Genomic DNA, 22,021 nt, shown 5'->3' with positions numbered 1-22,021 from the left:
GGAAAGACGAAAGCCAGGTCAGAGCGGATCCGACCTGGCTTTCCAGGGAGCCGCTTTCGGGATTCGAACCCGAGACCTACGCATTACGAGTTGTCCGACCTTGGTCCGGGAGCGCCCACCGTCGTTCGTTTTACTGCTTGCGTTCCTGGTCAGGCAGCCTGCCGGACGTTGGTGGATGCGGCCGGATCGCTACGGATCCCCCGGCGAACGAGACCACGACTGAGACCACAGAACTGACTAAACAGAGGGCCGGCCCTCGTGACCTCCCGCTGGCAGGGGGTAGCGGTAGGCGGTGGCAACAAGCTCGCTACGCGATGGCGACCAGTCGCTCCATGAACGCCAACGTCCTCCGTGACAGCGAAGGTCCTCACCGAGTTCAATCTGGTCTATCACCACCAGATGGGTGGGGACGCCTTCAGCGTGGCGCACCTCCCCTTCGGTCAGGTCGATTACCTCGCGGGTGACGGTACTGCCCTTCACCTCTATGTGAACCTCGTCGCCGTTCTTGCGTGCGGTGATGTCCCAAGGCGAATGGGAACCCACGTCCTGGACCTCGTAGCCGTGTGAGCGGTAGTGGCCGAGGACGAGATCCACCGCGTACCGCTCGACGATCTGCCGCCGTTGTGCGTCCCTCTGCCGACCATAGCCGGTGGACCTGCGTTGCTTGGGCAGCGAAGGAGGCGACAGATCGGGGGCTTCCGGCTCGTGAGGCTCAGAGACGGCCGTCTGGCGCAACTCCCGCAGCTCGGGTAGTGCTTCCACTACCGCTCGCGGGAGCTTGGTCAGGTAGCCCTGCGCGGTGCGAAGGGGCCGCTTGTCTGACAACGCAAACGGGAAGTAGAGCGGCCCAACGACTGCCTCCGTCAGGTCATCACGCAGAGCTCGGATGGCGGGCTCGATCTCACGGAGGCGTGCCTGAGTTACGGGGCGCTCCAACTCTCGGTATCCGCCAAGGGGAGCTTCCCAAGCGGGCTCCGGGCCGGACGCACCCCGTTGCCGGCCGTAGGTCCCCCGACTCTGCCAAACGATCGTGGAAGCGAAGGCCTCGCCTCGAGCGTGGGAGTACCCCACCACGCCAGGACCGTGGTTCTTGTCCCAGTGCAGCACAAGATCACCGGGCCGTACTTCACGGACGAGTGTGTAGGACCAATACTCCTCGCCCCGATCGTTGGTTTGGGGCGCCAGCAGATTAGTGCCGATGTCCTCGCGGTTCGTGATCTCCAGCCAGTACCGCTCGTACGGATCGTGTCTCCACCACTTGTTTATGATCATGGTCCCCCTGACTCTCGGCAGCACGCTGCCGGTGATCCTGCCAGGCCTGGCCGACCGGTCCGAACGCGCACCCAACGCCGAGCGGCGCATGGCAAGGTTCTCGCCTCAGCAGCGATGGGGTGGCTCGTGAGTTCTGGTCACTCGCCCTACTGTCTCGTTGGACCGGGGGAGCCCTGCTGGGCTCACTCGTGCATCGCCGTAGGCGTGGACCGATCGACGACCTTGCAAGCTGCCCGTGATCTGGCCAAGTAGCCTGACAACCCGGAGGTGACACAGAGTTGCCCCATGCACTGATTCATGCGGCGCACAGGCGATAGCATCACGATCTCGACTGGGCAGCGCGAGGGGGGCTTCGCCATGACAAGGCGCGTCAGGACTGTCTACTTCTATGAAGTAGTACGCGCGAAGGACGACTACAACCCGCGTATGGATGACGTTCCCTGGCAGCGGGCACTCGAAGAGATGTCCGCTAAGCGGTACGAGGAGCGCAGATTTGTCACACCCGATGGGGACCGCTACATCGGGGAGGCAGTGTTCGCTTCCGATGCTATGCATCTGCTCGTCGGGCGGATCGGATCCGGGGAACTGCAAACCGTTGACCTCGACCATGGCCACATCGAGGACCTGCGACTCGACGGGAATCGCGGTTTTGTGGACACCACAACAGTCTGTTTCCTGGAGCACGGGAACATAATCGGTATGATGGGAAGTAGCCAGGCCTCCCCCCGCGCTACAGCCATCCAGCGATGGATGAACGCTTGCGGATTAGCCGCGGAAGAAGTTGCCCTCTGGCCAGTGATCAGCCAGGACGTTTGGACGAAACTTCAGAACGCCAACGCAGTCCATAATTTTGAGTTCACCTTTCGCCCCAATCCGGCATTCATGCCACCGGAAAGCTCATCCATCTTCGGATTCAAGCAGGCAAGCAACCGTTACCCAGATCATCGCATCACCTTCAAGGTGGAAGTTCCAAAGCGCGGGCAAGCCACGTCCCGCGCCCGAGGGCACCGGCGCCTTCAGGAAGACGCTATGCATTTCATGTCGGAGTTGGGTTACCTGATTGGTCCGAGCGGCATCGAACGCGCGAGAGCGTTGGTCACCCTCCCCACCGAAGATGGTCACGTAAAGGAGGAGGCGCTCGACTTCCTCAAGCACCACGTGACTGCCAAGAAGCACGTAGAAGTGCGAAGCAACGAGGACGCGCGCCCCAGGTACACAGCGGCCGTGGAAGCCATCCTCGAAGCAGCCCAGGAGCACGCGAGCGACCTCCGACGCGCTGTCAGTGGCTAGGTCTACAGTGACAAGCCTCAGCCTAGGGGGGTAGTCACGTGGCGTCTTTCGGTGTCTTCGCACGCCGCATACGCGATCTGTGGGGCGAGCGACCCGCAGTCGACTGGCTCATGGCTCTAGCGTTACTCGCCGGCCACCTCATCTACTGTCACACGACCAACGCTGATGGCCTTTTTGTATCGATTACACCAGACCGGCGAAAGGATATTTACACCACCGCCGCATCAGCATCAGCGCTGATCGGCGGTTTCGGAACGGCCGCAATCAGTCAGTACGCCACAGCAAGCGGCAGGAGAATGCTAGAGATCCGTCGCCGGTTTGGCGCCAGCCTCCGGCGCAATTGGGGCGGCATTCTGTCTTCCATGCTGATCATCACCGGGATTTGCCTGCTCGCTCTAATGTTTGACTCGCGAAAGAATCCCGGCCTCATAGGGTGGCTAGTTGAAGCTGCGCTTTTTCTAGGCACGATGCGAGCTATTCGTTTGATCTGGCTCTTCGGCATGCTCATCGATGTAGCAGACCAAGACGTGACAGAGCCACGTCGGTCTCCAGCTGTGGCTATTCCTCAGACCAGACGTCCCACTACTGGGAATCAACCGACCATGCCCGAATAGGCTGATGGTTGAGCGCTCCTTCACCTCGCTCGCTGCCCACTCCTGCACCCCCATCGGAACGGTGACGTTCACAAGGGGCTCCGCACTCGCCTGCTGCCTCAACAGATGGCGGGCAACGGCCTCGCCGGTCGATCAGGGCACGTCCGATCACCCGGGCCGCCTGCCGAGCGCGGTCGGATGTAGGCGGTATCCCGGAACGAGGGAGCCGGTCGCGGGCACCACCCGCACCAACCACGTACCGCTTCAAGCATGGCAGTGCAATGCTGAGAGGGTAGATACGGTGGCGTGCAGGCATCCAGGGAGGGAGACCGCGTGGCTCAGCAGGCCAGCCCGCGGGGGACGTTTTTGCAGGTTGCAGAATCGGTTAAGGCTCGGATCGCGGCGGATCCTCAGATGACCAATCTCCCGTCTGCCGCAGACATCATGCGCGATCACAGTGTGTCTCGCGGGGTCGCGCTCCGAGCGTTCAAGGTTCTACAGGAACAGGGCCTAGCCGAGCCTGTACGCGGAGGCCGGTGGCGAGTCGTACGAGCGGGTGAAGCCGTCGACAGGCGACCGCTGCACGAGCGCATCGCGGAGATCATCCCCGCCGAAGAGCTCCAAGCAGGGGCCGAGTTCCCGAGCGCTTCAGAGCTGGCCGAACGTTTCGGGGTCTCACGTCCCACTGTGACCAAGGCTTTGGACAGACTGGAAGCCGCTGGCGTGCTCATGGGCGGAGGCCAAGGCAGGGTGCGAACGGTTCGCGCCGTACCGGTTCGAGAGGAGCGTTCCTAGCTTGCCGAAGTTGACCGAGTGGGCCTATCCCCTGGCCGAATCCCTGCTCGCGGAGCCGTTGCCCCGGCGGTTGAAGCACTGTCTGGGGGTCGCCGAGCGGGCGCGCACCATCGCACTCGTCCTTGACCAGGACGCGGACCTGATGGAAGCCGCGGCCGTCCTGCACGACATCGGGTACGCCCCGGACCTCGCCAAGACGGGCTTTCACCCGCTGGACGGTGCGCGCTACCTCCGCGACGTTACCGGCGCCGACGAGCGAGTCGTCAACCTGGTGGCCCACCACTCCTGCGCCTGGATGGAGGCGGAAGCGCGCGGCATGCGCGAGGAGCTGGACGGCGAGTTCCCCCGCGAGCGCGAGCACCTCAACGACGCGCTCTGCTACTGCGACATGAACACCACGCCGGACGGTACGCCCACGAACGCGGTTGATCGGATTAATGAGATTGCCGGCCGCTACGGGCCGGACAGCCTCATCGGGACGTTCATTCGCCGGGCCGAACCCGAGATCCTGGCCTGCACGTCTCGGGTGCTCGAACGCGTCGCCGCCGCCAAGCGTCAGCCGATGTAGGGCGCAGTGCGTGCCTTGTCCTGGGCGTGCTCGATGCGGAGCCGCATCGAGGGGTGCACGTCCAGCTCCGTCAGGTCCGCCGGGGCAACCCAGCGAACCTGAGTCGTCTCGTTGCTCGTACGGAGTTCGCCGCCGACCGGCCGCGCACGGAAGCAGATGCTGAACTGCTGCCGCACCTCGCCATCGTCGTACTGCATCACGTGTCCGGGATCCGTATAGAGCCCGGACACGCCGACCACTTCCACCTTGATCCCGGTCTCTTCCCAGACCTCGCGCACGACGGTGTCGCTGATGGACTCGCCCACGTCGTGGCCACCACCCGGCAGTGCCCAGCGCCCGTTGTCGGACCGCTGGATCATCAGCACCTGGCCGGCCTCGTTCTGGACGAACGCGACGACAGACGGGACGACGGAGTTGGCCGGCGGTGCGTCGGGGTCGTGCAGGTAGTCGATGCGTCCCATGGTTCAGGCTCCCGTAATGCTGGCAACGTCTTGGGCGGTGATCGGACGGGCGTTCTCCCACGTGTGGTCGATGCTATTCGTGTACGTGTCGAAGAGTCCCCCGCCCGGTAGGCGACGCAGGTGCAGGACGGGCGCCAGATAGGCGCCGATGCCATAGACGTGGGGGTTCACCAACATCTCGTCGTCGGCGCGGTAGATGGAGTTGTAGAGCGTCGAGTCGTGCAGCCGGAAGCCGATGTCCGGGTGGCTGCGCATGAGCGGCCGATACAGCAGCAGGGCGTTGCGAATCTTGCCGTCCATGATCTGGTGACCCTCGTCAATGCCGCGCTGCCGGACGGCTGCGCAGCCGGGGTTTCCGAGCAGGATGCGCACCTGGGCTCCGGCCTCCACCTTTGTCTTCACCAGGTCGTGGAACCGGAGATCCTCGGAGAGGAACAAGCCGGAGTACACGAGTACGTCCAAGTTCCTCTCGGCGCGACCGTAAAGCTCGCGCCACAGCCCCGACGGCACGGTATGCCGGTGCGGGTAGACGGTCGTTATTTCGGCTTTCGTGAGGTCCGTCACGCTGTCAACGCTCCGGCCGTCTTCCCACAGCGTCGTTACGTCGACCTTGAGCACGGCCGCTGTCGCGTACTGGTGGCGCCGGTACGGCACCTTGCCCTGAGTGATCCAGCGTTCGACCGTCTTCGGGTTGACCGCGATCGCTTCAGCGAGGCTCTGCACGGTCATACCGCGGGCGAGAAGGGCCGACCGTAACCGCTCGTTCGACATCTGCACCCCCGTCGGGACGTCTAGGGACTTCTTGACCGTAGCCAGAAGTCCCACAGCTGTCTACGCGGGGGGTAACCAACTCCCCTGACGTGCGGCGATGCTGAGTGTGCGTCGAGAAGTCCCGGCGCGACACCAAGAGGGTCCGTCGACCTACTTGACGACCCCTCATGTAGTACCTGTAAAACAGGTACTACATAGCCGAACGCAACAGCTCGGCTCGTTGGCGGCTTCATGCCGCATGCGCAGAAGGCGGGGACGCTGCAATCCCGCTGAAGGCCAGGCAGAACAGGGCTACGGCCCGTACTGGCGAGGTGGCCCGGCGACCGCGAGCAACGGCCGGAGGGTGGGGACGTGGTCCCCTTTGCAGTGCTTTGCCCCTGTTGACCTCGGCTGATGGGAATCTCGTGCACCGACGAAAACTTCGGGCGTCGCCGCTTTGGACCGACCGGCGAGCGCCAGTACGTCATCCCGGTCCGCTGCCTACCTGCCATCGCAGCACCTGACGCTGTGGCCGGCTGCCTCTCCCGCCCGTCCGGGGTCGCGTTCACCGCGACAGTCCGTACGGGCGGGAGCGCGGGGAGCCGGAAGTTCCGACTTCAACGGCGCGCGGCCCCGGTGCGGGAACACCGGGGCCGCTGTTCGGGCCGTTCACCCTTCGAGAGGAACCACGACCCAATGAGCCACATCGTCACTGTTCAGGACGCTGTTACCGCGTTCGCCGACTTCATGGAGCCGACGGACGCTGAGCTGGACGAGATCGAGCGGGAGATGCCGCTGATCCTGGCGGATGTCGACCTGCTGGACGCGCACATCGTCACCCTCGACCGCACGCCGACCGAGATGGACGAGCGCCGTATCCGCCGGGCCCGTCGCCGCGCGCTCGCCGCCCGCGTCGCGCTGGTCAACCGCGCGGCCGGCGCAAGCCTTCCCGGGGATGCGGCATGAGTCTTCACCGCAAGGGCCGCGCGGCCCTGGTGCTCGCCCTGGTCGCGGTGGTCGGGATGGCGTTCCGGGTCTCGTGGAACGCGCTGCGGGACATCGCCGGCGCGGTCGGTGCGGACGACACCGCGGCGACGCTGTACCCGTTCGTGGTCGACGGGCTCATGGCGCTCGCCCTGGTCGCCACGCTGGTGCTGGTCGGTGATGACCGCAGGTTCGCGCTGAGGGTGCTCGGCACCTACACCGCCGCTTCGCTGGTTTTGAACTACGTGCACGGCCTGGTCCCCGAGCTGCATGGGCGCGGGGTCGACTGGGGACGGCTCGCCGACTGGGACCCGGCGAACTGGGCGCTGGTACTGCTGGCGACGTCCCTTCCGGTCGGCTCGATCTACTTCGGCTCTGACCTGGTTGCCAAGGTGCTGCACCACCGCACTCCCGCCCCGGCGGAGCCGGTGTACGGGCCGGACGCGCAGGAATCCGCACCCGCCCCGCACGCCACCGCACACCCCTGGCAGGCATCCTTCCCGGTGGCCACCAGCACCTCGGCAGGCGTACCTGGTCTGGAGCCATCTGCCCTGGTCACAGCCCGTGCGGTCACCGAGCGGGCTGCCGAACCGCACGCCCCGTACACCGTCCGCACACCCGAGACGGAGTCGGCCGCTGAAGCACTGCGGCAGGCGCAGTTCGAGGAGGCGGAGCTGGAGCGGATGCGGCAGGACGCACGCCGTGCGTACGCCGAGTCCGCACAGGCGGGCCGCCCGCTCAGCGCACGTGCGCTGGGGGAGGCGTTCGGTATGAGCGAGTCGTGGGGGCGTAAGCAGATCCTCGCCGTACGAGACGACGATGAGCCCTCCCGGCCGCACCTGCGGGCCATCGACACCGCGGCAGTGTGATGGCTGCCCTCCCCGTCTACCCCTGGCGCCTGGCCCCTGATGGTCTGGCCACGGTTCGGCAACTGCGTGCGGCTGGACTGCGGCCGGGCGGGCAGGACGTGGCCGCACAGATCGAACGGCCCCGCCGCAAGGGGCGTCCGCCGCTGGTCGCCTACCTGTACCGGATCGACCAGGCACGGCCGGTGCGCCCGATGACCCCGGCCAAACGCGCCGCGCTGGCCAAGGCCAACACGGCCCGCCGCACCTGCCCGGAGTGCCGCCGGGACGCCGGATACGTCATCCCGGCCGCGCTCGGCATGTGCACCCCGTGCGCCTTCCCGGACGACCAGGCCACCGCGGCCTGAGCAACACAGCACACCCACCAACCGCCTCCCGCGAGGAGATTCGCTGTGTCCAGCCGTACCCGTGCCCGCGGCGCCAAGGCCGCGGGCGTCCACACCGTCCACATCCCCCGCCAGCGCGGGCGCCGCGCCGCGCAGCCGTTCGTGATCGTCGTCCCCGAGCAGCCCTCACTCACCCGGGAGGCCGCCGGATGGGTGGGCCGCCTGCTGTGGCGCCACCGCGGCGCCCTCGCCCCGACCGGCCTCGCCGTCTCCGCCCTCGCCGCGGCCGGCGTGCTGCACACCGCGGCGCCGTGGACCGGTCTGGTCCTCGCCGCCCTCGCCGCCGGCCCGGCCGTGTGGGTGCTGCTCATGCAGCGCCGCCGCCCCGGAACCGGCACCGCCCTCGCCTGGCGCATCGCCCTGGCCGCGCTCGCGACGCTGGCGGGCGGCTGGCTCGCCGCCGCGGCCGGCTTCGGACCCCTCACCGGCCCGCTCGGCCTGCTCTGGCTGCTGCTCTGGGGCACCGCACAGACCGCCTGGCTCATCGTCCGCCGCACCCACTAACCCCAAGGGAGTCGACCAATGGCCTCCACCAACAGCCGCGACGGCAACGCCAACGTGCCCAAGTCGAACAAGTTCGCCAACGCCGGGGCCGCGGCGGGCGGCTTCGTCGGCGGACTGGGCAGCTCGTTCGCACCCCCGGTGAACGTCACCATCAACCGCACCACCAACAACCACCGCGGCCCCGGCGGCAGCGGGAAGCGTCCGCACGCCGAAGCGCTGCTTCCTGAGCCGGACTTCTCCTCCCCGGCCCTGGTGCGGATGTACTGCAACGCCCTGCGGGCCGCCGCCGTGACGCTGTCCATCGAGGTGGCCATGGGCGCCGAAATCATGAAGGGCGTCCTGGCGGCCGTGCCCGACCCGGAAGGGCGGGCGTTCGGCTCGCGGATCAGGGCCCAGAAGGTGGCCCGCAAGATGCAGCGGGCCGCGGACGCCCTGCGGGACGCGGCGAAGAACGCCGCCGCCTGCCACTCCACGTTCCAGCAGGAATTCGAGGAGGAGATCAACCGCGTCCGTCACCGCGCCCGCCGGCCGCAGCAGCCGGTCATGAACTGGGCCCAGCAGTAGGAAGGGAGTGATTGTCCATGGCTCGCAACAGCCGTTCGATGGCCTACGGCCACGACGGGACGACCGCCTACCTCGCCGACCCCTACGCCACCGGGTCGGGCGGGGGCGTGGGTGTCTACCTGCTCAGCCGGGTGAAGCCGCACCTGCCGCCCTGGCTCGGCTGGGCCGGGACGGGCCTGGCCGGTGCGCTCGGCTCGCTGCGGTGGGAAGCCTCCGCCCCGGCCGGCGTCGGTCTGACCCTCGCCTCCGTCGCCCTGACGGGGGCGACGTGGTGGGCGGGGAAGTCGACCAGCCAGCAGCGCCGGCTGCACTCGGCCATCACCGTGGCGGCGGGGTCGGCGTGGGTGACCGCGGCCTGCCTCGCCGGCCCCACCACCGGCCCGCTGGACGACCTGTTCCTGATGGGCGGGCCCGTCGTGGCCCTGTCGTGGAACGTCCGCATGGTCCTGCGCCGCAACGACACCGACCCCCAGGGCGGTACCGGCGACAAGGGGCTGTTGGAGAAGGTCGGTCTGGCCCGTGCGCAGATCGGGCAGGCGAAGGTGGAGCCGAACCGGGTCACCGCGCCGCTGGCGCTGGAGCCGGGCGAGCAGACCAACGACGACGTCTCCAAGGCACTGGCCCGGATCGCGTCCGCGCTGGACCTGCCCGTCTCCGCCGTCCGCTACCACCCCTCGCCGGACTCCAGCCGGCGCGGTGAGCTGGTCATCGTCCCCGAGGACATGCTCGCGCAGCCGGCCGAGTACGAGGGACCGTCGAACCTGGGTGGGTCCATCGCGGAACCCCTGGTCATCGGCCGATACGACGACGGCTCCCCGATGTCTCTGTGGCTCCCGGGCGACCCGGAGGCCAAGCGGAACAGCACGCACCTGCTGATTGCGGGTGTCTCCGGATCGGGCAAGGGCGAGACCGCCCTGAACCTCATGACGGAGATCCTGTCCCGTCAGGACGTGCTGCTGTGGGTGTCCGACCCCAAGGCGTTCCAGGACTTCGCCCCCTTGCGGCCCGGCATGGACTGGTCCGCGGAAGGCGGGGCGGACACGGAAGTCATGGTCGAGGCGGTCAAGGCCGTCATCCCCGCCCGCACCCGCTGGCTCGGCGCCCACGGCTACCGCCAGTGGGTCCCCGCCGCCGCCGACACCCAGAGCGACCCCGCCCACTCCTGCCAGGCGGGCCGGGCGTGCGGGTGCGCCGGCATGCCGTTCATCGTGGCCTGGTTCGAGGAAGCGGCGAACACCCTGCGCAACCTCGGAGACGACGCGTTCACCGGCATCGCGCAGGAAGCCCGCTCCGCCGGCGTCTCCCTGATCGTGTCCCTCCAGCGCCCCTCCTACGACCAGATGTCCACCAGCACCCGGGCCTCCCTGCCGTCCGTGATCGCGCTCGGCTGCGACCCCCGAGACGAAGGGTTCTCGCTGCCCGAGGCAGTCATCGACGCCGGCGCCCACCCCGGCGCGTGGGGCAACCGGCGCCCCGGCTACTGCTACGCCGTCTCCCCGGGCATCCCCGAGGACCGCTACCCCTCCCTGGGCCGCACCTTCGCCTTCCCCGCCCGCGCCGTCCCGCTCATGGAACAACTCGCGGCATGGGCCCTGCGCGAGGGCGCGAGCGCCGACCCGGTCACGGCCCAGGCGGTGGCCGCGGTCGCCGGCCACGCCTACACCGGCCGCACCACCCCCGACCCCCACCCGGCCGCGGGCAGTCCGCGGCTGACCGCCGTCCAGGGAGACCACGCCATGAACGACGGACAGGGGCAGGGGTACGGGCTGCTGGTCGACCCCGAGGACACCGGCATCGACCCGGAAGCCGAGTTGGCCGGTGACCAGGACGGCGACGACGCGCCGATCTTCGGACAGGAGACCGGCCGCAAGCCGTCGCCTGAGGAGGCGCGGGAGCTGTTCGCGCTCGCGCTGGAGGAGTTCGAGCGGGCCGGACAGATGGTCGTGGGCCCGAAGGACTTCATGGACTGGTGCGACCGGCACAACCTGTCCCGCCCGTGGGTGTCCGCCCGGCTGAAGGAAGCCGCCCAGGACGGCCGGCTGGAGCCCACGAACAGCACGGGCCGCTGGCGCATCGTCCCCACCCTGGCCGCGGCCTGACACCTGACACCGTCACGGACCCTGACACCCAAACCCCTAGGCAGACCCGCTGTCACGCGCTCCTGACACCGCCGTGACACCCGTCTCGCACCCAATCGGCTGGCCCGCGCCACGCTGGCGTGGGCCGGCCGGCTCATTCGAAGGGAAGCCCCGCCATGCCGCACCGCGACCCGCCGGGAACCATCGCCCCCCACATCCCCGCCGACGCCTACCGTCGCGCCGAAGCCACCGGACAGCCGGTCGTCATCGTCGTCCACACCACCGACGCCACCGGCCGCCCGCTCAGCCACTTCCTGTACCCGCTCGCCGTCGCCGGCGCCGGTGCCATCGGCATCTTCGCCACCATCGCCGCGCTGCTGGCTCTGCTCGACTTCGCCGTTCACACCGCCGTGTCCATCGCCGCCGCGACCGGCCCGATCAGCGTCGGCGGCATCACCGTCAAGCTCTTCGGCTCCAAGCGCTGACAGGAGACCATGCGTGATCCGACTCCGCATCCAGCTCACGCACTTGCCCCGCAGGGTTCTGATCCTCACCGACACCCCCCGCCCGAACTGCCGGATGTGCGACGGGGACGGCGGCACCAACCGCGACTACGGCGACCCGGAGACCGGCGAGTACGCGGGCACCGACTGGGAGCCCTGCGCCTGCTGGGACGAGACCCGCCGCCGGGTCTTGCTGCCCCTCCCGCGCCGGCCCCGGTGGCTGCGCCGCGGCGACACCGGCCGTGACCCGCGGGCACCCGGCGGCTACCGCGACGAACCGCTCTTCTAGCTACGCCTCCGCCGGGCATGACCTGCACCCATGTATCGGCTCAGTGGTCAGGCTGGGGGCGCACCAGGGTCGGACAGAAGTGGTCGCAAATGCGATTCACTAATACTGAGAACCGTCACGAGAGAACAGCTTCGCCAGCCCACTGGAACTTCGCAGCCTTCTTCGGAAGTCCACAGTGCGCACTCGCCTTCTCGGTCACCATCGACGAGTCACCGGAACCTCTCTGCCTCTTATTTACAGGCGAGTAACCTGACTGGTCACGGACTCAAGGGAGCGTACGTTCATCCTGGAGAGGCGCTTCCTGTGTGAGATGCGCGACTATCATCCCGGGAACTGGCACGCCGTACCACACGTACCGTCAGGAGTTGCTGCAGCTAAGAGGGCTGCTCCCCCGTCACACCACGGGCCCGTGTACCGTGCAGCAACCCAAGGCGACAGCAGTGCATCACCTGCCGCGTATCCGTGGAGGGTTGGACCGCACGCAGATCATCTTGCATCCAGGTACTCTGCTCGCTATCAGTCACGCCCCGGGGTCCGAGACTCTCGCGCGCCACCCGGGTGTCCACGGCAGTCGTGGGCCCAAGGAAAGGGCGGTGATTGACCCGATGGCGATGAACGACGTGCCAGAGGGGCACTGCCGCTGCTGCAGCAGGCGAGGCCGGGCGTACCGACTGGCCCGCTGGCTGGGGCCGGTCTACACGGTTTACAAGATCGTGTCAGACCACTGGCCCTGGTAATGCGAGAAGCCCCGGCCTGACGGCCGGGGCCACGCTGCAGACGGTTGTGCGAGGAGGGCCTCACCCTGAGCTTCCAGGCAGCGGGTGGGGCCTTCCCTATGTCCGAATGCTGTTACCGCCCCGCACGCAAGTCCCCAATGTGTGATTGGGGCCACATTACGGCTCGGCAATGCCCCCATCTTGCCTTGCCAGGCATGCAAATGCACCTGCGGGCCTATGCCGATTCCGCTAAGAGACGTCAGAGAAACCGGTAAGGACCCAGCTCATTGGGGATATCTCGCCCTCGGGCGTGGCAGAGGTCACACCGAAAGAGTGACGGGCGGCACACCTGAACGGCGGTGCTTTGGTGGAGTTTGTCGGGCGATGAGCCTACGCGCCGCCATGGAAGTTCCCCTTCCGTTTGTGAGCGGCGCACTGTACCCGGGCCCACTGACAGTAGGCACCCGCCACGACCAAGAACCGTCTAGGTGAACGCTCAACGACCCTAGCGTGAGCCTCTGTCACCACCACCTGACCAGCCGGACACGAAGAGCGAATGCACCACAGACGGCCCGGCCCATCTCAACTGTCACAGCCGCCGGTTATCCACCGCTGTCACGGCTCCGACCTGCTCCGACACCCAACTAAGCCAAGGGCGGCCCCCCTTCCGCCAAGAACCGGGGCCGCCCTCGTCCATCCAACTGAACAGTGGAGGTCTCCCAGCATGACCCAACCGACCCCTATCCGGCGAGTGTCCGGCGACCGGCCGCGCCTGCTGGATCTGTTCTGCTGCGCCGGGGGTGCCGGTACCGGCTACCACCGCGCCGGCTTCCAGGTCGACGGCTGCGACATCGCCGACCGGCCGAACTACCCCTTCCCCTACCAGCGGGGTGACGCGCTCGCCTACCTCGCCGAGCTGATCACCACGGGCGAGATCCGCCGGTACGCCATGCTCCACGCCTCCCCGCCGTGCCAGGACAAGTGCTCCCTGACCGTGGGCACCAACCGGTCCCAGGGATGGGGCGGCACCCACGAAGACCTCGTGGCACCCACCCGCGACCTGCTCGACCATACCGGCCTGCCGTACGTCATCGAGCAGCCCAACGGCCGGGCGGAGATCCGCAAAGACCTGACCTTGTGCGGCGAGATGTTCGGCCTCGGAGTCATCCGGCACCGCAACTTCGAATTGGGCGGCTGGACCACGGCCCGGCCGGCGCACGTCCCGCACCGGGGCCGCGTACGCGGATACCGGCACGGGCACTTCTACGACGGCCCCTACGTCGCCGCCTACGGCAACGGCGGCGGCAAGCCCACCGTGGCAGAGCTGCAAGCGGCGATGGGCATGGACTGGACGGACGTCCGCGAGGAGCTGACCGAGGCCATCCCGCCCGCCTACACCGAGTTCATCGGCCGCGCCTACCTCGCCGCCACCAACGCATTGGGGGCGGCGGCATGACCATCACGCGTGACCTTCTTCCCACCGCCCTGGACCTCGCCGCGGCCGGCGTGCCGGTGCTGCCCCTGCGCAAGGGGAAGGTGCCGTTCGGGAACTGCCGTGCGTGCGCCAAGAACGTCTGCGGCGGACGGCCGAACATGAAGAACGCCGGTCCCTGCCAGTGCCCGGCACCCTGCCACGCGTGGGCCGCCGCCACCACCGACCCTCAGGTGATCACCTCGCCCACGTGGGCGCCGGCATGGCGTGAGGCCGTCTGCAACGGCTACCACCCCGGCGGCGCCGGGCTGACCGTGGTGGACCTGGACAACGCGGCGGCCATCGCATGGGCCCGCGAGACGCTGCCCGCCACCCGGACCGTGGCGACGACGCGCGGGGAGCACTGGATCTACCGGGGCGCCATGGCCTCCCGCAACGCGATCCGGCCCGGCGTCGACATCAAGTCGTCCATGGCCTACGCCCGCTACCTCGGCCCCGGCACCGGCCACATGGCCGACCTGCCCGACGCCGTACGCGCCCTGGCCGTCAAGGCACTCTCCCCGGCCCGGCCGGCGCCGCACGCCGTCCCCCTGCCCGCACGGTCCGGGGAGTGCCCGCACCGCACGCCCGCTTTCCTGGAACGCGGCATCGCCATGGCCGTGGAGCGCATCACAGAGGCGCGCAGCGCGGTCCACGCGACCGTGTATCGGACGTTCCTCGCCGTGCTGTCCACGCACGGCCGGTGCGGCTGCCTCACCGACATGCACGTCACGCGGCTGTTCGCCGCCGCGCAGACCAAGGGCGAGTCCCCGCGGCACTGCACCGACGCGTGGACCAACGCCCGCACCACGTTGGGACTGTGACCATGACGGACGACGACAAGAACCCCGCCCGCCAGATCATCACCGACTACGCCCAAACGCACTTCCGGTACTTCCGCACCGCCGACGGGACCGTGTACGCGCAGCGCAACGGCCACCCCGTGGCCCGCCCGATCCGCTCCCAGGGCACCACCGGCAGCCACCGCCAGGAACTCATGGTCGGTCTCTTCCGCGACGGAGTCGGCGTATTCAACGGCACCGCCCTCAAGGAGGCGTTGGACCTGATCGAGGCGCTCGCGCTCACCGAGGACGTGCAGCCCGTGCACATCCGCGTCGCGCCCGGACTCGACGGAGCCACGTGGCTGGACCTCGGCCGCGCCGACGGGCAGTCCGTCCGCATTCACCCCACCGGCTGGGACATCGCCGTCCCTGACCCGCGTGAGGTGTGCTGGCGGCGCACCCAGCTCACAGGGGAACTGCCCTTGCCAGCCAGGGACACCGACGGCAAGGGCATCGATCTGCTCCTCAGGCTGTGCAACTTCGCCAACGCGGAGACGGAGTGCCTGGCCATCGCCTGGCTCATCGGCTGCCTCGGCCCGTCCGTACCCGTCCCCACCCCCTTCCTCACCGGCCCGCAGGGCGCCGGCAAATCCACCGGCGGCCGGATGCTCGTACGGGTCATCGAGGGCATGAGCGGCGACCTGCGCCGCGCCCCGAAGGACGAAGAGAACCTGATCGCAGCAGTCGCCGCCGGATGGGTCACCGCCCTGGACAACCTCTCCCACATGACCCCAGACCTCTCCGATGCGATGTGCTGCATCGTCACCGGCGCCGAGAACGTCAAGCGCGCGCTGTTCACCGACGGGGACGTCTTCCGCGCCCGCTACCGCCGCCCCCTTCTCCTGACCGGCATCGACGTGGGCATCATCCGTCCCGACCTCGCGGAACGGCTCCTGCCCCTGCGGCTGGAGCGGCCCAAGGTCCGGCGCACGGAAGCCGAGCTGTGGGCCGAGTACGCCGAGGCCCTACCGATCATCCTCGGCTCTCTCCTGGACCTCACGGTCAAGGTCCGCGCGGCCGAGGCGGACATCCCCACCGACCTACGCATGGCCGACTTCGCCCACCTGTGCGCGCAGCTTGATGCGGCGACCGGCCTCGGAGCGCTGAGCGCCTACCGCGCCAGCCTGGACGACCTCAACGACGACGTCATTGAAGGCGACCTGCTCGCGCAGACCGTTCTCAAGCACGCCGCCGGCATCGAGCCGGGCACCGAGCAGCGGATGGCCTCGGCCGAATGGCTGCACTGCCTCAGCGGCCTCTACGCGGGCGAGGACTTCCGTCCCCTGCCCAAAGGGTGGCCGACCACCGGCAAGGTGCTCTCAGACCGCCTCAAACGCCTTCAGCCCACCCTCGCCGCCCGAGGCGTCCTCATCGACTGGGGCCGCACCAAGACGGCCCGCTATATCGAGATCACGCGGCCGGCCCACTCACCGGCCCCGCACGAGCAGGCAGCGGCCTTCTGACCGCGCGGCATCACGCTTCCGCCGCACAAGCAAGAAGAGCACCCGTCGCCCCGTGCTCTTCTTGCTGTTCGGCGGCGGCGCCGCCCCGCGATGGGTCGCGCCGCGAAGCGGCCCGTTCTTCACTCTCTGAGCCGCGCGCCACAACAGACACCACCCCCTCTTTGTCCGAAGTAGAAAGACGCTGCGTCACCTGCGTCACCCACACCCCTGGAACGGCCGCTGACCTGCCGGAAGACGGGTGACGCAGACGGCTTATCTCTGCGTCACCCCGCGTCACCTGCGTCACCCGATGACAAAGGTCTGCGTCACCGGTGACGCACCCTCTCGCTCCTGCGTCACCTCGAAGCCGCAGATCAGCGGCGTGAATGACGCAGATGACGCGGGTGACGCAGAAATCCGCACCTCAGACAGGCGCAAGCCCTGACAGCCCCAAGCCTTTAGGAGACAGCCGGATGAGTACCGCGATTGCCGCTCCCGTCGACCGACTCCTGTACAAGCCGGAAGAGGCCGCCGAAGCTCTCGCCATCGGCCGATCCACCGTCTACGAACTGATGGCCGAAGGCGTCCTGAAGTACATCAAGTTGGGCCGCACCCGCCGGATTCGGCGAGCCGACCTTGAGGCGTACGTGGCGAGCCTGGCACCGCTGCCCAACTAACCCGACCACGACACCGAGGCGCCCCGAGCATCCCGCTCGGGGCGCCTCCCGCATGGAGGAGCACATGAGCCCCCGCAAGCCCAACATGGAGTCGTCCATCTACTTCGGCGCCGATGGCTGGTGGCACGGCCGCGTGACGATGGGCGTGAAGAGCGACGGCGGCCCCGACCGACGCCACCGTCGGGCTAGGACGGAAGCCGAAATCAAGCGCAAGGTGAAAGAGCTGGAGCGCCAGCGGGACCAGGGACGTGCGCCGGCCTCAGGCCGTAAGCCGACGGTCGCGGCGTGGATGGAGACCTACCTGACCGACATCGCGAGCCTGAAGCTCAAGCCGCGCTCGCTCGATGACTACTGGTCGAAAACCCGGAATGACATCATCCCCGGTGTCGGCAAGCATCGCATCGATAAGTTGCAGCCTGAGCACCTGGAGCGGATGTACCGGGCCATGCTCGACGCTGGCCACGCTCCCTCGCATGTCGTGAAGGTGCACCGCATCCTGTCCCGCGCCCTGAAGATCGCCCATCGCCGCCGCATCGTCGGCGAGAACGTTGCCACGCTCGTGGACCCGCCCAGCGTTGACGAGACTGAGGCCAACCCCTTCACCAAGGAGGAGGCGAAGGCGTTCCTCGAAGCCGCGGCGAAGCGGCCCACCTTCATGCGGTGGATCGTCGGTGTCGGCATGGGGTTTCGGCAAGGCGAGACGCTCGGGCTGCGCTGGTCGTACGTCGACCTGGAAGCGGAGCTGTTCCGCCCCGAGTGGCAGCTTCAGCGCCTTACGTGGCGGCACGGCTGCGACGACCCGCACGCCTGCGGGATGCGTCTGCATCGCTTCGAGCCGTGCCCGCCGCACTGCACCGCGCACAAGGGCTACAAGCGTGGTTGCCCTAAGCCATGCACCAAGACATGCGCGAAGCACGCAAGCGCATGCCCGGAGCGCAAGGAAGGCGGGCTCACCTTCACCCGGCCCAAGACCAAAAAGAGCCGGAACGCCGTACCGATCCCGCCCGTCTTCGTTCCCTTCCTGCACGACCACAGGGCCCAGCAGCAAGCCGCACGGGAGGCCGCCGGGGAACTGTGGCAGGAGCACGATGTCGTGTTCTCTCGCCCGGACGGCCGGCCCCTGGATCCTCGCGCCGACTACGAGGAGTTCAAGGAACTGCTCAAGGAGGCCGGGATCGATGACCGCCGCCTGTACGACGGAAGCCGCCACACTGCCGGCACGATCCTGAACGAGCTGGGCGTCGACATGCCCACGATCATGGAGATCCTGCGGCACACGCAGATCAGTCAAACCCGGCGATACGTCAAGGGCCGGTCCCACCTGTCCAAGGACGCCATGCGGCGGATGGGCGAGTTCTTTGTGCCGCCGCAGTCGCTCCCGTCGGCCCCGGCTCCGGGCCCCACTGAGACCAGAAGTGAGACCGCCGACACCCGTGCGGCACGCTCCCTGCGTCGCCGCCGCATCCGCTGAACGCAAAAGCCCAGCTCAGACGGTGTCTGGGCTGGGCTTCAAAAGAGCCGCTTTCGGGATTCGAACCCGAGACCTACGCATTACGAGTGCGTTGCTCTGGCCATCTGAGCTAAAGCGGCGCGCTGCCCGCACCATGGTGCGATCGGCAACGTCGGTAAGTCTACACAGTTTCCGGGGGTGCTTCGCACCCACCCCGGAGGGGGTGGTTCCGGGGTGGGTGGCAGGGTCTATGAGCAGCGCTTTCCGGCGGCCGGCGGGGTGCCGCGCAGGAGGTAGGTGTCGATCGCCGTGTCGATGCAGGCGCTGCCCCGGCCGTACGCCGTGTGGCCGTCGCCGTCGTAGGTCAGCAGGCGGGACGAGGAGAGCTGGCGGGCCAGGGAACGGGCCCAGCGGTACGGGGTGGCCGGGTCGCGGACCGTGCCGACCACCACGATCGGCGCCGCCCCCTTCGCCTCGACGCGGTGCGGCTCACCCGTCGCCCGCACCGGCCAGTACGCGCAGTTCAGCGAGGCCCAGGCCAGTCCCGCACCGAAGACCGGGGACGCCTTCTCGAACGCGGGCAGCGCCTTCTCGACGTCCTCGGGACTGGAGAAGGCCGGCGGCAGGTCCAGGCAGTTCACCGCGGCATTGGCCATCATCAGATTGCTGTAGTGGCCGTTCGCGTCCCGCTCGTAGTAGCTGTCGGCGAGGGACAGCAGGCCGGCGCCGTCGTTCTCCCTCATCGCCGAGGTCAGCGCCTCGCGCAGCTGCTCCCAGGACGCCTCGTCGTACATCGACGCGATCACCCCGGTCGTGGCCAGCGACTCCCCCAGCTTGCGGCCGTCCGCGTCGCCCGCCGGAATGGGGTGGCCGTCCAGCTTACGGAAGAACGCGCTCAGGTTGGCGCCGACCTGCGCCGGTGTCGTGCCCCTCCCCCCGAGCGGGCAGTCGGAGTGCCGTACGCAGTCCTTCGCGAACGCCCGGAACGCCGTCTCGAAGCCCGCCGTCTGGTCCAGGTTCAGCCTGCGCGCGTCCAGGGTCGGGTCCATCGCGCCGTCCAGGACCATCCGGCCGACCTGCCGGGGGAACAGTCCGGCGTACGTCGCCCCGAGGAAGGTCCCGTAGGACGCCCCGACGAAGTTGAGCCTCCGGTCCCCGAGCGCCGCCCGCAGGATGTCCATGTCCCGCGCCGCCTCGACGGTGGAGACGTGCCGCAGCAGCCGGGCCGAGCGGGTCCCGCAGCTCTCCGCGAACATCCGGTCCGCCGCGACCACCGCGTCCCGTTCCCGCCGGTCGTCGGGGGTCAGGTCGGTCTGCGTGTACGCGTCCATCTGCCGCCCGTCGAGGCATTGGACGGGCTCGCTGCGGGCGACGCCCCGCGGGTCCACCGCGACCATGTCGTAGCGGGCCCGGACCCGGGCCGGGTAGCCGACGCCCGCGTACTGCTGGAGGTACCCGACCGCCGAACCGCCCGGTCCACCCGGGTTGACCAGCAGGGAGCCGAGCGGCTTGGCCTTGCCGGTCGCCTTCTTGCGGGCCACGGCGAGCCGGACGGAGCCCGCGTCGGGCCTGGCGTAGTCCAGCGGGGCCCTCAGCGTCGCGCACTGGAATCCGGGCACACCGCAGTCGCGCCAGCGCAGCCGCTGGCCGTAGTACGGCGTCAGCGCCGACGGCGTCGCATGCGGCAGCGCGGCCAGCGCCGCCTCCACCGTCCCGCCCGCGGAGGACGTGGTCGAGCTCCCGGAGGAGCAGGCGGACACGAGCAGTGCGGCGGCCGTGAGGAGGGTGGCCGTGAGGCGGGCCGTCGTCCGGGCGCGGGTGCCCCGGAGGGTGCGGGGAGATGGCCTGATGTGCATCCGGCGAGCCTAACCGTGTGCGACGAAATGTGTGCGGTGCGTGTGGATTGTGGCTCGTACGAGGGACACCTGGCGTCCTCCCTCGTCAGCCGGTCGCCCTGCCGGGCCGAGCCCTGCCCGGCCGGTCAGCCGGATGGGCGGAGCGCTGTCCGGCGGTCAGCCGGACGGGCCGAGCGCTGCCGGGGCGGTCACTCTCGCCGGCAGGTCGCCCTGACACCCTCAGCCCCCGCCCGGCCGGTCAGCCGGCCTCGCGGGGCAGTCATCCCAACGGCTCCAGTCCTGCCCACCGGGCGCCCTCACGGGCGAGGCTCCTCATCACCCCGCACGCAGCGCCATCGTCATCGCCTCCACCGCCAGCAGCGGGGCCACATTGCGGTCCAGGGCCTCGCGGCACGCGGCGATCGCCTCGATGCGGCGGAGGGTGGACTCCGGGGTGCCGGCCCGGGCCAGCCGCTCCAGGGCGTCCTCCGCGTCGGCGTTGGCGAGCGCCACGCGCGTACCGAGTTGCAGGGCGAGGACGTCGCGGTAGAACGCGGTGAGGTCGCCGAGGGCGACGTCCAGGCTGTCGCGCTGCGTACGGGTTCTGCGGCGCTTCTGCATGTCCTCCAGTTCCTTCATCACGCCCGCCGTGCCGCGCGGCATGCGGCCGCCCTGGGCCGCGCCGAGCGCCGCCTTCAGCTCCTCGGTCTCCTTGCCGTCCATCTCCTCGGCGAGCTGTCTGGCGTCCTCGGCGGCCGCGTCGACCAGCTCCTGGGCGGCCCTCAGACAGGCGCCGACCTCGTCCAGCCGCAGCGGGAGCTTCAGCACGGCGGCCCGGCGCTCGCGGGCCGCCGGGTCGGTGGCCAGGCGGCGGGCCCGGTCCACGTGCCCCTGGGTGGCGCGGGCGGCGGACGCGGCGAGCTCCGGCTCGATGCCGTCGCGCCGCATGAGCATGTCGGCGACCGCCTGGACGGACGGCGTGCGCAGGTTCAGGTGGCGGCAGCGGGAGCGGATGGTCGGCAGGACGTCCTCGATGGAGGGGGCGCACAGCAGCCAGACCGTACGCGGGGCGGGCTCCTCCACCGCCTTGAGCACCGCGTTGGCCGACTTCTCGTTCAGCCGCTCGGCGTCATCGACCAGGATGATCTGCCAGCGGCCGTTCGCCGGGGAGGTGAACGACTTGCGGACCGTGTCCCGCATGTCCTTGACCAGGATCTCGGAGCCGACCGCGGCGACCGTCGTGACATCCGCGTGGGTGCCGAGCAGCGCGGTGTGGCAGCCGTCGCAGAAGCCGCAGCCGGGGGCGCCGCCGAGCGCGCGGTCGGGGCTCACGCACTGCAGGGCGGCGGCGAAGGCCCTGGCCGCCTGGTTCCGGCCCGCGCCGGGTGGGCCGGTGAAGAGCCAGGCGTGCGTCATCTTCGACGTCTCGGGCAGCGGCTGGTCCGCCGCGGCGGCCGTGACGAGGGCGTCGGCGTCCCGCGCGGCGGCGTCGAGCACCGCGCTCACCTGCTCCTGCCCGACGAGGTCGTCCCACACGGTCATGGGTCACGCCGCCCTTCCGTCACACTGCGCGTTCCGGCATCCATTGTGCGGGTGGGCACTGACAACGAGGGCGGACAGAGGTCGCGGAGGCGGTGGCGCCGGTGGGCCGCGCCTGTCCGGAGGCGCGGCGCCGCGTCTGTCCG

General features: G+C 69.0%; 22 protein-coding genes and 1 tRNA gene. 17 read left to right on the top strand and 6 right to left on the bottom strand.

The window, feature by feature from the left end; genetic code table 11:
• Positions 1-237: 237 nt before the first annotated feature.
• A complete protein-coding gene (locus AB0946_RS10660; protein ID WP_366760198.1) occupies positions 238-1,272 on the bottom strand; it encodes a DUF3883 domain-containing protein in 1,035 nt (344 codons plus the stop codon).
• A gap of 426 nt (positions 1,273-1,698) precedes the next feature.
• Here AB0946_RS10660 and AB0946_RS10655 point away from each other — a divergent pair, with 426 nt between their 5' ends.
• The 4 genes from AB0946_RS10655 to AB0946_RS10640 all read left to right on the top strand — a co-directional run bounded on the left by AB0946_RS10655 (position 1,699) and on the right by AB0946_RS10640 (position 4,518).
• Positions 1,699-2,562 carry a hypothetical protein gene (locus AB0946_RS10655; protein ID WP_366760196.1) on the top strand — a complete coding sequence of 288 codons (864 nt, stop codon included), beginning with the start codon at positions 1,699-1,701 and terminating at the stop codon, positions 2,560-2,562.
• 38 nt (positions 2,563-2,600) lie between these two features.
• Positions 2,601-3,176 carry a hypothetical protein gene (locus AB0946_RS10650; RefSeq protein WP_366760195.1) on the top strand — a complete coding sequence of 192 codons (576 nt, stop codon included), beginning with the start codon at positions 2,601-2,603 and terminating at the stop codon, positions 3,174-3,176.
• A gap of 393 nt (positions 3,177-3,569) precedes the next feature.
• On the top strand, positions 3,570-3,950 hold the full coding sequence (locus AB0946_RS10645; RefSeq protein WP_366760289.1) for a GntR family transcriptional regulator: 381 nt from the start codon (positions 3,570-3,572) through the stop codon (positions 3,948-3,950).
• 1 nt (position 3,951) lies between these two features.
• On the top strand, positions 3,952-4,518 hold the full coding sequence (locus AB0946_RS10640; protein ID WP_366760194.1) for an HD domain-containing protein: 567 nt from the start codon (positions 3,952-3,954) through the stop codon (positions 4,516-4,518).
• On the opposite strand, the gene AB0946_RS10635 is transcribed toward AB0946_RS10640, so the two are convergent.
• A complete protein-coding gene (locus tag AB0946_RS10635; protein ID WP_366760192.1) occupies positions 4,506-4,979 on the bottom strand; it encodes an NUDIX domain-containing protein in 474 nt (157 codons plus the stop codon). The genes AB0946_RS10640 and AB0946_RS10635 overlap by 13 nt on opposite strands.
• A gap of 3 nt (positions 4,980-4,982) precedes the next feature.
• Positions 4,983-5,708: an XRE family transcriptional regulator gene (locus AB0946_RS10630; RefSeq protein ID WP_366760191.1), complete on the bottom strand. Its 726-nt coding sequence runs from the start codon at positions 5,706-5,708 to the stop codon at positions 4,983-4,985.
• A 717-nt stretch (positions 5,709-6,425) separates the two neighbouring features.
• Between AB0946_RS10630 and AB0946_RS10625 the strand changes: the two genes are divergently transcribed.
• The 13 genes from AB0946_RS10625 to AB0946_RS10565 all read left to right on the top strand — a co-directional run bounded on the left by AB0946_RS10625 (position 6,426) and on the right by AB0946_RS10565 (position 18,522).
• Positions 6,426-6,695 carry a DUF6284 family protein gene (locus AB0946_RS10625; protein WP_366760190.1) on the top strand — a complete coding sequence of 90 codons (270 nt, stop codon included), beginning with the start codon at positions 6,426-6,428 and terminating at the stop codon, positions 6,693-6,695.
• The gene (locus AB0946_RS10620; protein ID WP_366760189.1) at positions 6,692-7,582 is read left to right on the top strand and encodes a DUF2637 domain-containing protein; all 891 of its coding nucleotides are present in this window, start codon (positions 6,692-6,694) and stop codon (positions 7,580-7,582) included. The genes AB0946_RS10625 and AB0946_RS10620 overlap by 4 nt, the downstream gene beginning before the upstream one ends.
• Positions 7,582-7,926: an RRQRL motif-containing zinc-binding protein gene (locus AB0946_RS10615; RefSeq protein WP_366760188.1), complete on the top strand. Its 345-nt coding sequence runs from the start codon at positions 7,582-7,584 to the stop codon at positions 7,924-7,926. Before AB0946_RS10620 ends, AB0946_RS10615 begins: the two co-directional genes overlap by 1 nt.
• A 45-nt stretch (positions 7,927-7,971) precedes the next feature.
• Positions 7,972-8,469, top strand: a complete 498-nt coding sequence (locus tag AB0946_RS10610) for a hypothetical protein (RefSeq protein WP_366760187.1) — start codon at positions 7,972-7,974, stop codon at positions 8,467-8,469.
• An 18-nt stretch (positions 8,470-8,487) separates the two neighbouring features.
• Positions 8,488-9,033: a plasmid transfer protein TraA gene (traA, locus tag AB0946_RS10605; protein WP_366760186.1), complete on the top strand. Its 546-nt coding sequence runs from the start codon at positions 8,488-8,490 to the stop codon at positions 9,031-9,033.
• A gap of 38 nt (positions 9,034-9,071) precedes the next feature.
• Positions 9,072-11,132: a plasmid transfer protein TraB gene (gene traB, locus AB0946_RS10600; protein WP_366760288.1), complete on the top strand. Its 2,061-nt coding sequence runs from the start codon at positions 9,072-9,074 to the stop codon at positions 11,130-11,132.
• A 155-nt stretch (positions 11,133-11,287) separates the two neighbouring features.
• Complete coding sequence (locus AB0946_RS10595; RefSeq protein ID WP_366760185.1) at positions 11,288-11,596, top strand: hypothetical protein; 309 nt, start codon at positions 11,288-11,290, stop codon at positions 11,594-11,596.
• Between the two features lie 13 nt (positions 11,597-11,609).
• Positions 11,610-11,903 carry a hypothetical protein gene (locus AB0946_RS10590; RefSeq protein ID WP_366760184.1) on the top strand — a complete coding sequence of 98 codons (294 nt, stop codon included), beginning with the start codon at positions 11,610-11,612 and terminating at the stop codon, positions 11,901-11,903.
• Between the two features lie 1,440 nt (positions 11,904-13,343).
• On the top strand, positions 13,344-14,075 hold the full coding sequence (locus AB0946_RS10585) for a DNA methylase (protein WP_366760183.1): 732 nt from the start codon (positions 13,344-13,346) through the stop codon (positions 14,073-14,075).
• Positions 14,072-14,914, top strand: a complete 843-nt coding sequence (locus tag AB0946_RS10580) for a bifunctional DNA primase/polymerase (protein ID WP_366760182.1) — start codon at positions 14,072-14,074, stop codon at positions 14,912-14,914. Before AB0946_RS10585 ends, AB0946_RS10580 begins: the two co-directional genes overlap by 4 nt.
• 2 nt (positions 14,915-14,916) lie before the next feature.
• Positions 14,917-16,395 carry an ATP-binding protein gene (locus tag AB0946_RS10575; RefSeq protein WP_366760287.1) on the top strand — a complete coding sequence of 493 codons (1,479 nt, stop codon included), beginning with the start codon at positions 14,917-14,919 and terminating at the stop codon, positions 16,393-16,395.
• Positions 16,396-16,847: 452 nt separating this feature from the next.
• Positions 16,848-17,051 carry a helix-turn-helix domain-containing protein gene (locus AB0946_RS10570; RefSeq protein ID WP_366760181.1) on the top strand — a complete coding sequence of 68 codons (204 nt, stop codon included), beginning with the start codon at positions 16,848-16,850 and terminating at the stop codon, positions 17,049-17,051.
• Positions 17,052-17,115: 64 nt separating this feature from the next.
• Complete coding sequence (locus AB0946_RS10565; protein ID WP_366760180.1) at positions 17,116-18,522, top strand: tyrosine-type recombinase/integrase; 1,407 nt, start codon at positions 17,116-17,118, stop codon at positions 18,520-18,522.
• Positions 18,523-18,567: 45 nt separating this feature from the next.
• Here AB0946_RS10565 and AB0946_RS10560 read toward each other — a convergent pair.
• From AB0946_RS10560 to AB0946_RS10550, 3 genes are all read right to left on the bottom strand, one after another.
• Positions 18,568-18,641 (bottom strand) — tRNA-Thr (locus AB0946_RS10560).
• Positions 18,642-18,749: 108 nt separating this feature from the next.
• Entirely contained in the window at positions 18,750-20,357 is a 1,608-nt protein-coding gene (locus tag AB0946_RS10555) for an alpha/beta hydrolase (RefSeq protein WP_366760179.1), read from the bottom strand.
• A 315-nt stretch (positions 20,358-20,672) separates the two neighbouring features.
• Complete coding sequence (locus AB0946_RS10550; RefSeq protein WP_366760178.1) at positions 20,673-21,878, bottom strand: DNA polymerase III subunit delta'; 1,206 nt, start codon at positions 21,876-21,878, stop codon at positions 20,673-20,675.
• Between the last annotated feature and the right edge of the window lie 143 nt (positions 21,879-22,021).

Origin of the sequence: Streptomyces sp. NPDC046870 (assembly GCF_040704595.1) — a bacterium.
Taxonomy (GTDB): Bacteria; Actinomycetota; Actinomycetes; order Streptomycetales; family Streptomycetaceae; genus Streptomyces; species Streptomyces argyrophylli.
Note: the sequence above shows the minus strand (reverse complement) of the source record. Positions and strands in the feature narration are given on the sequence as shown.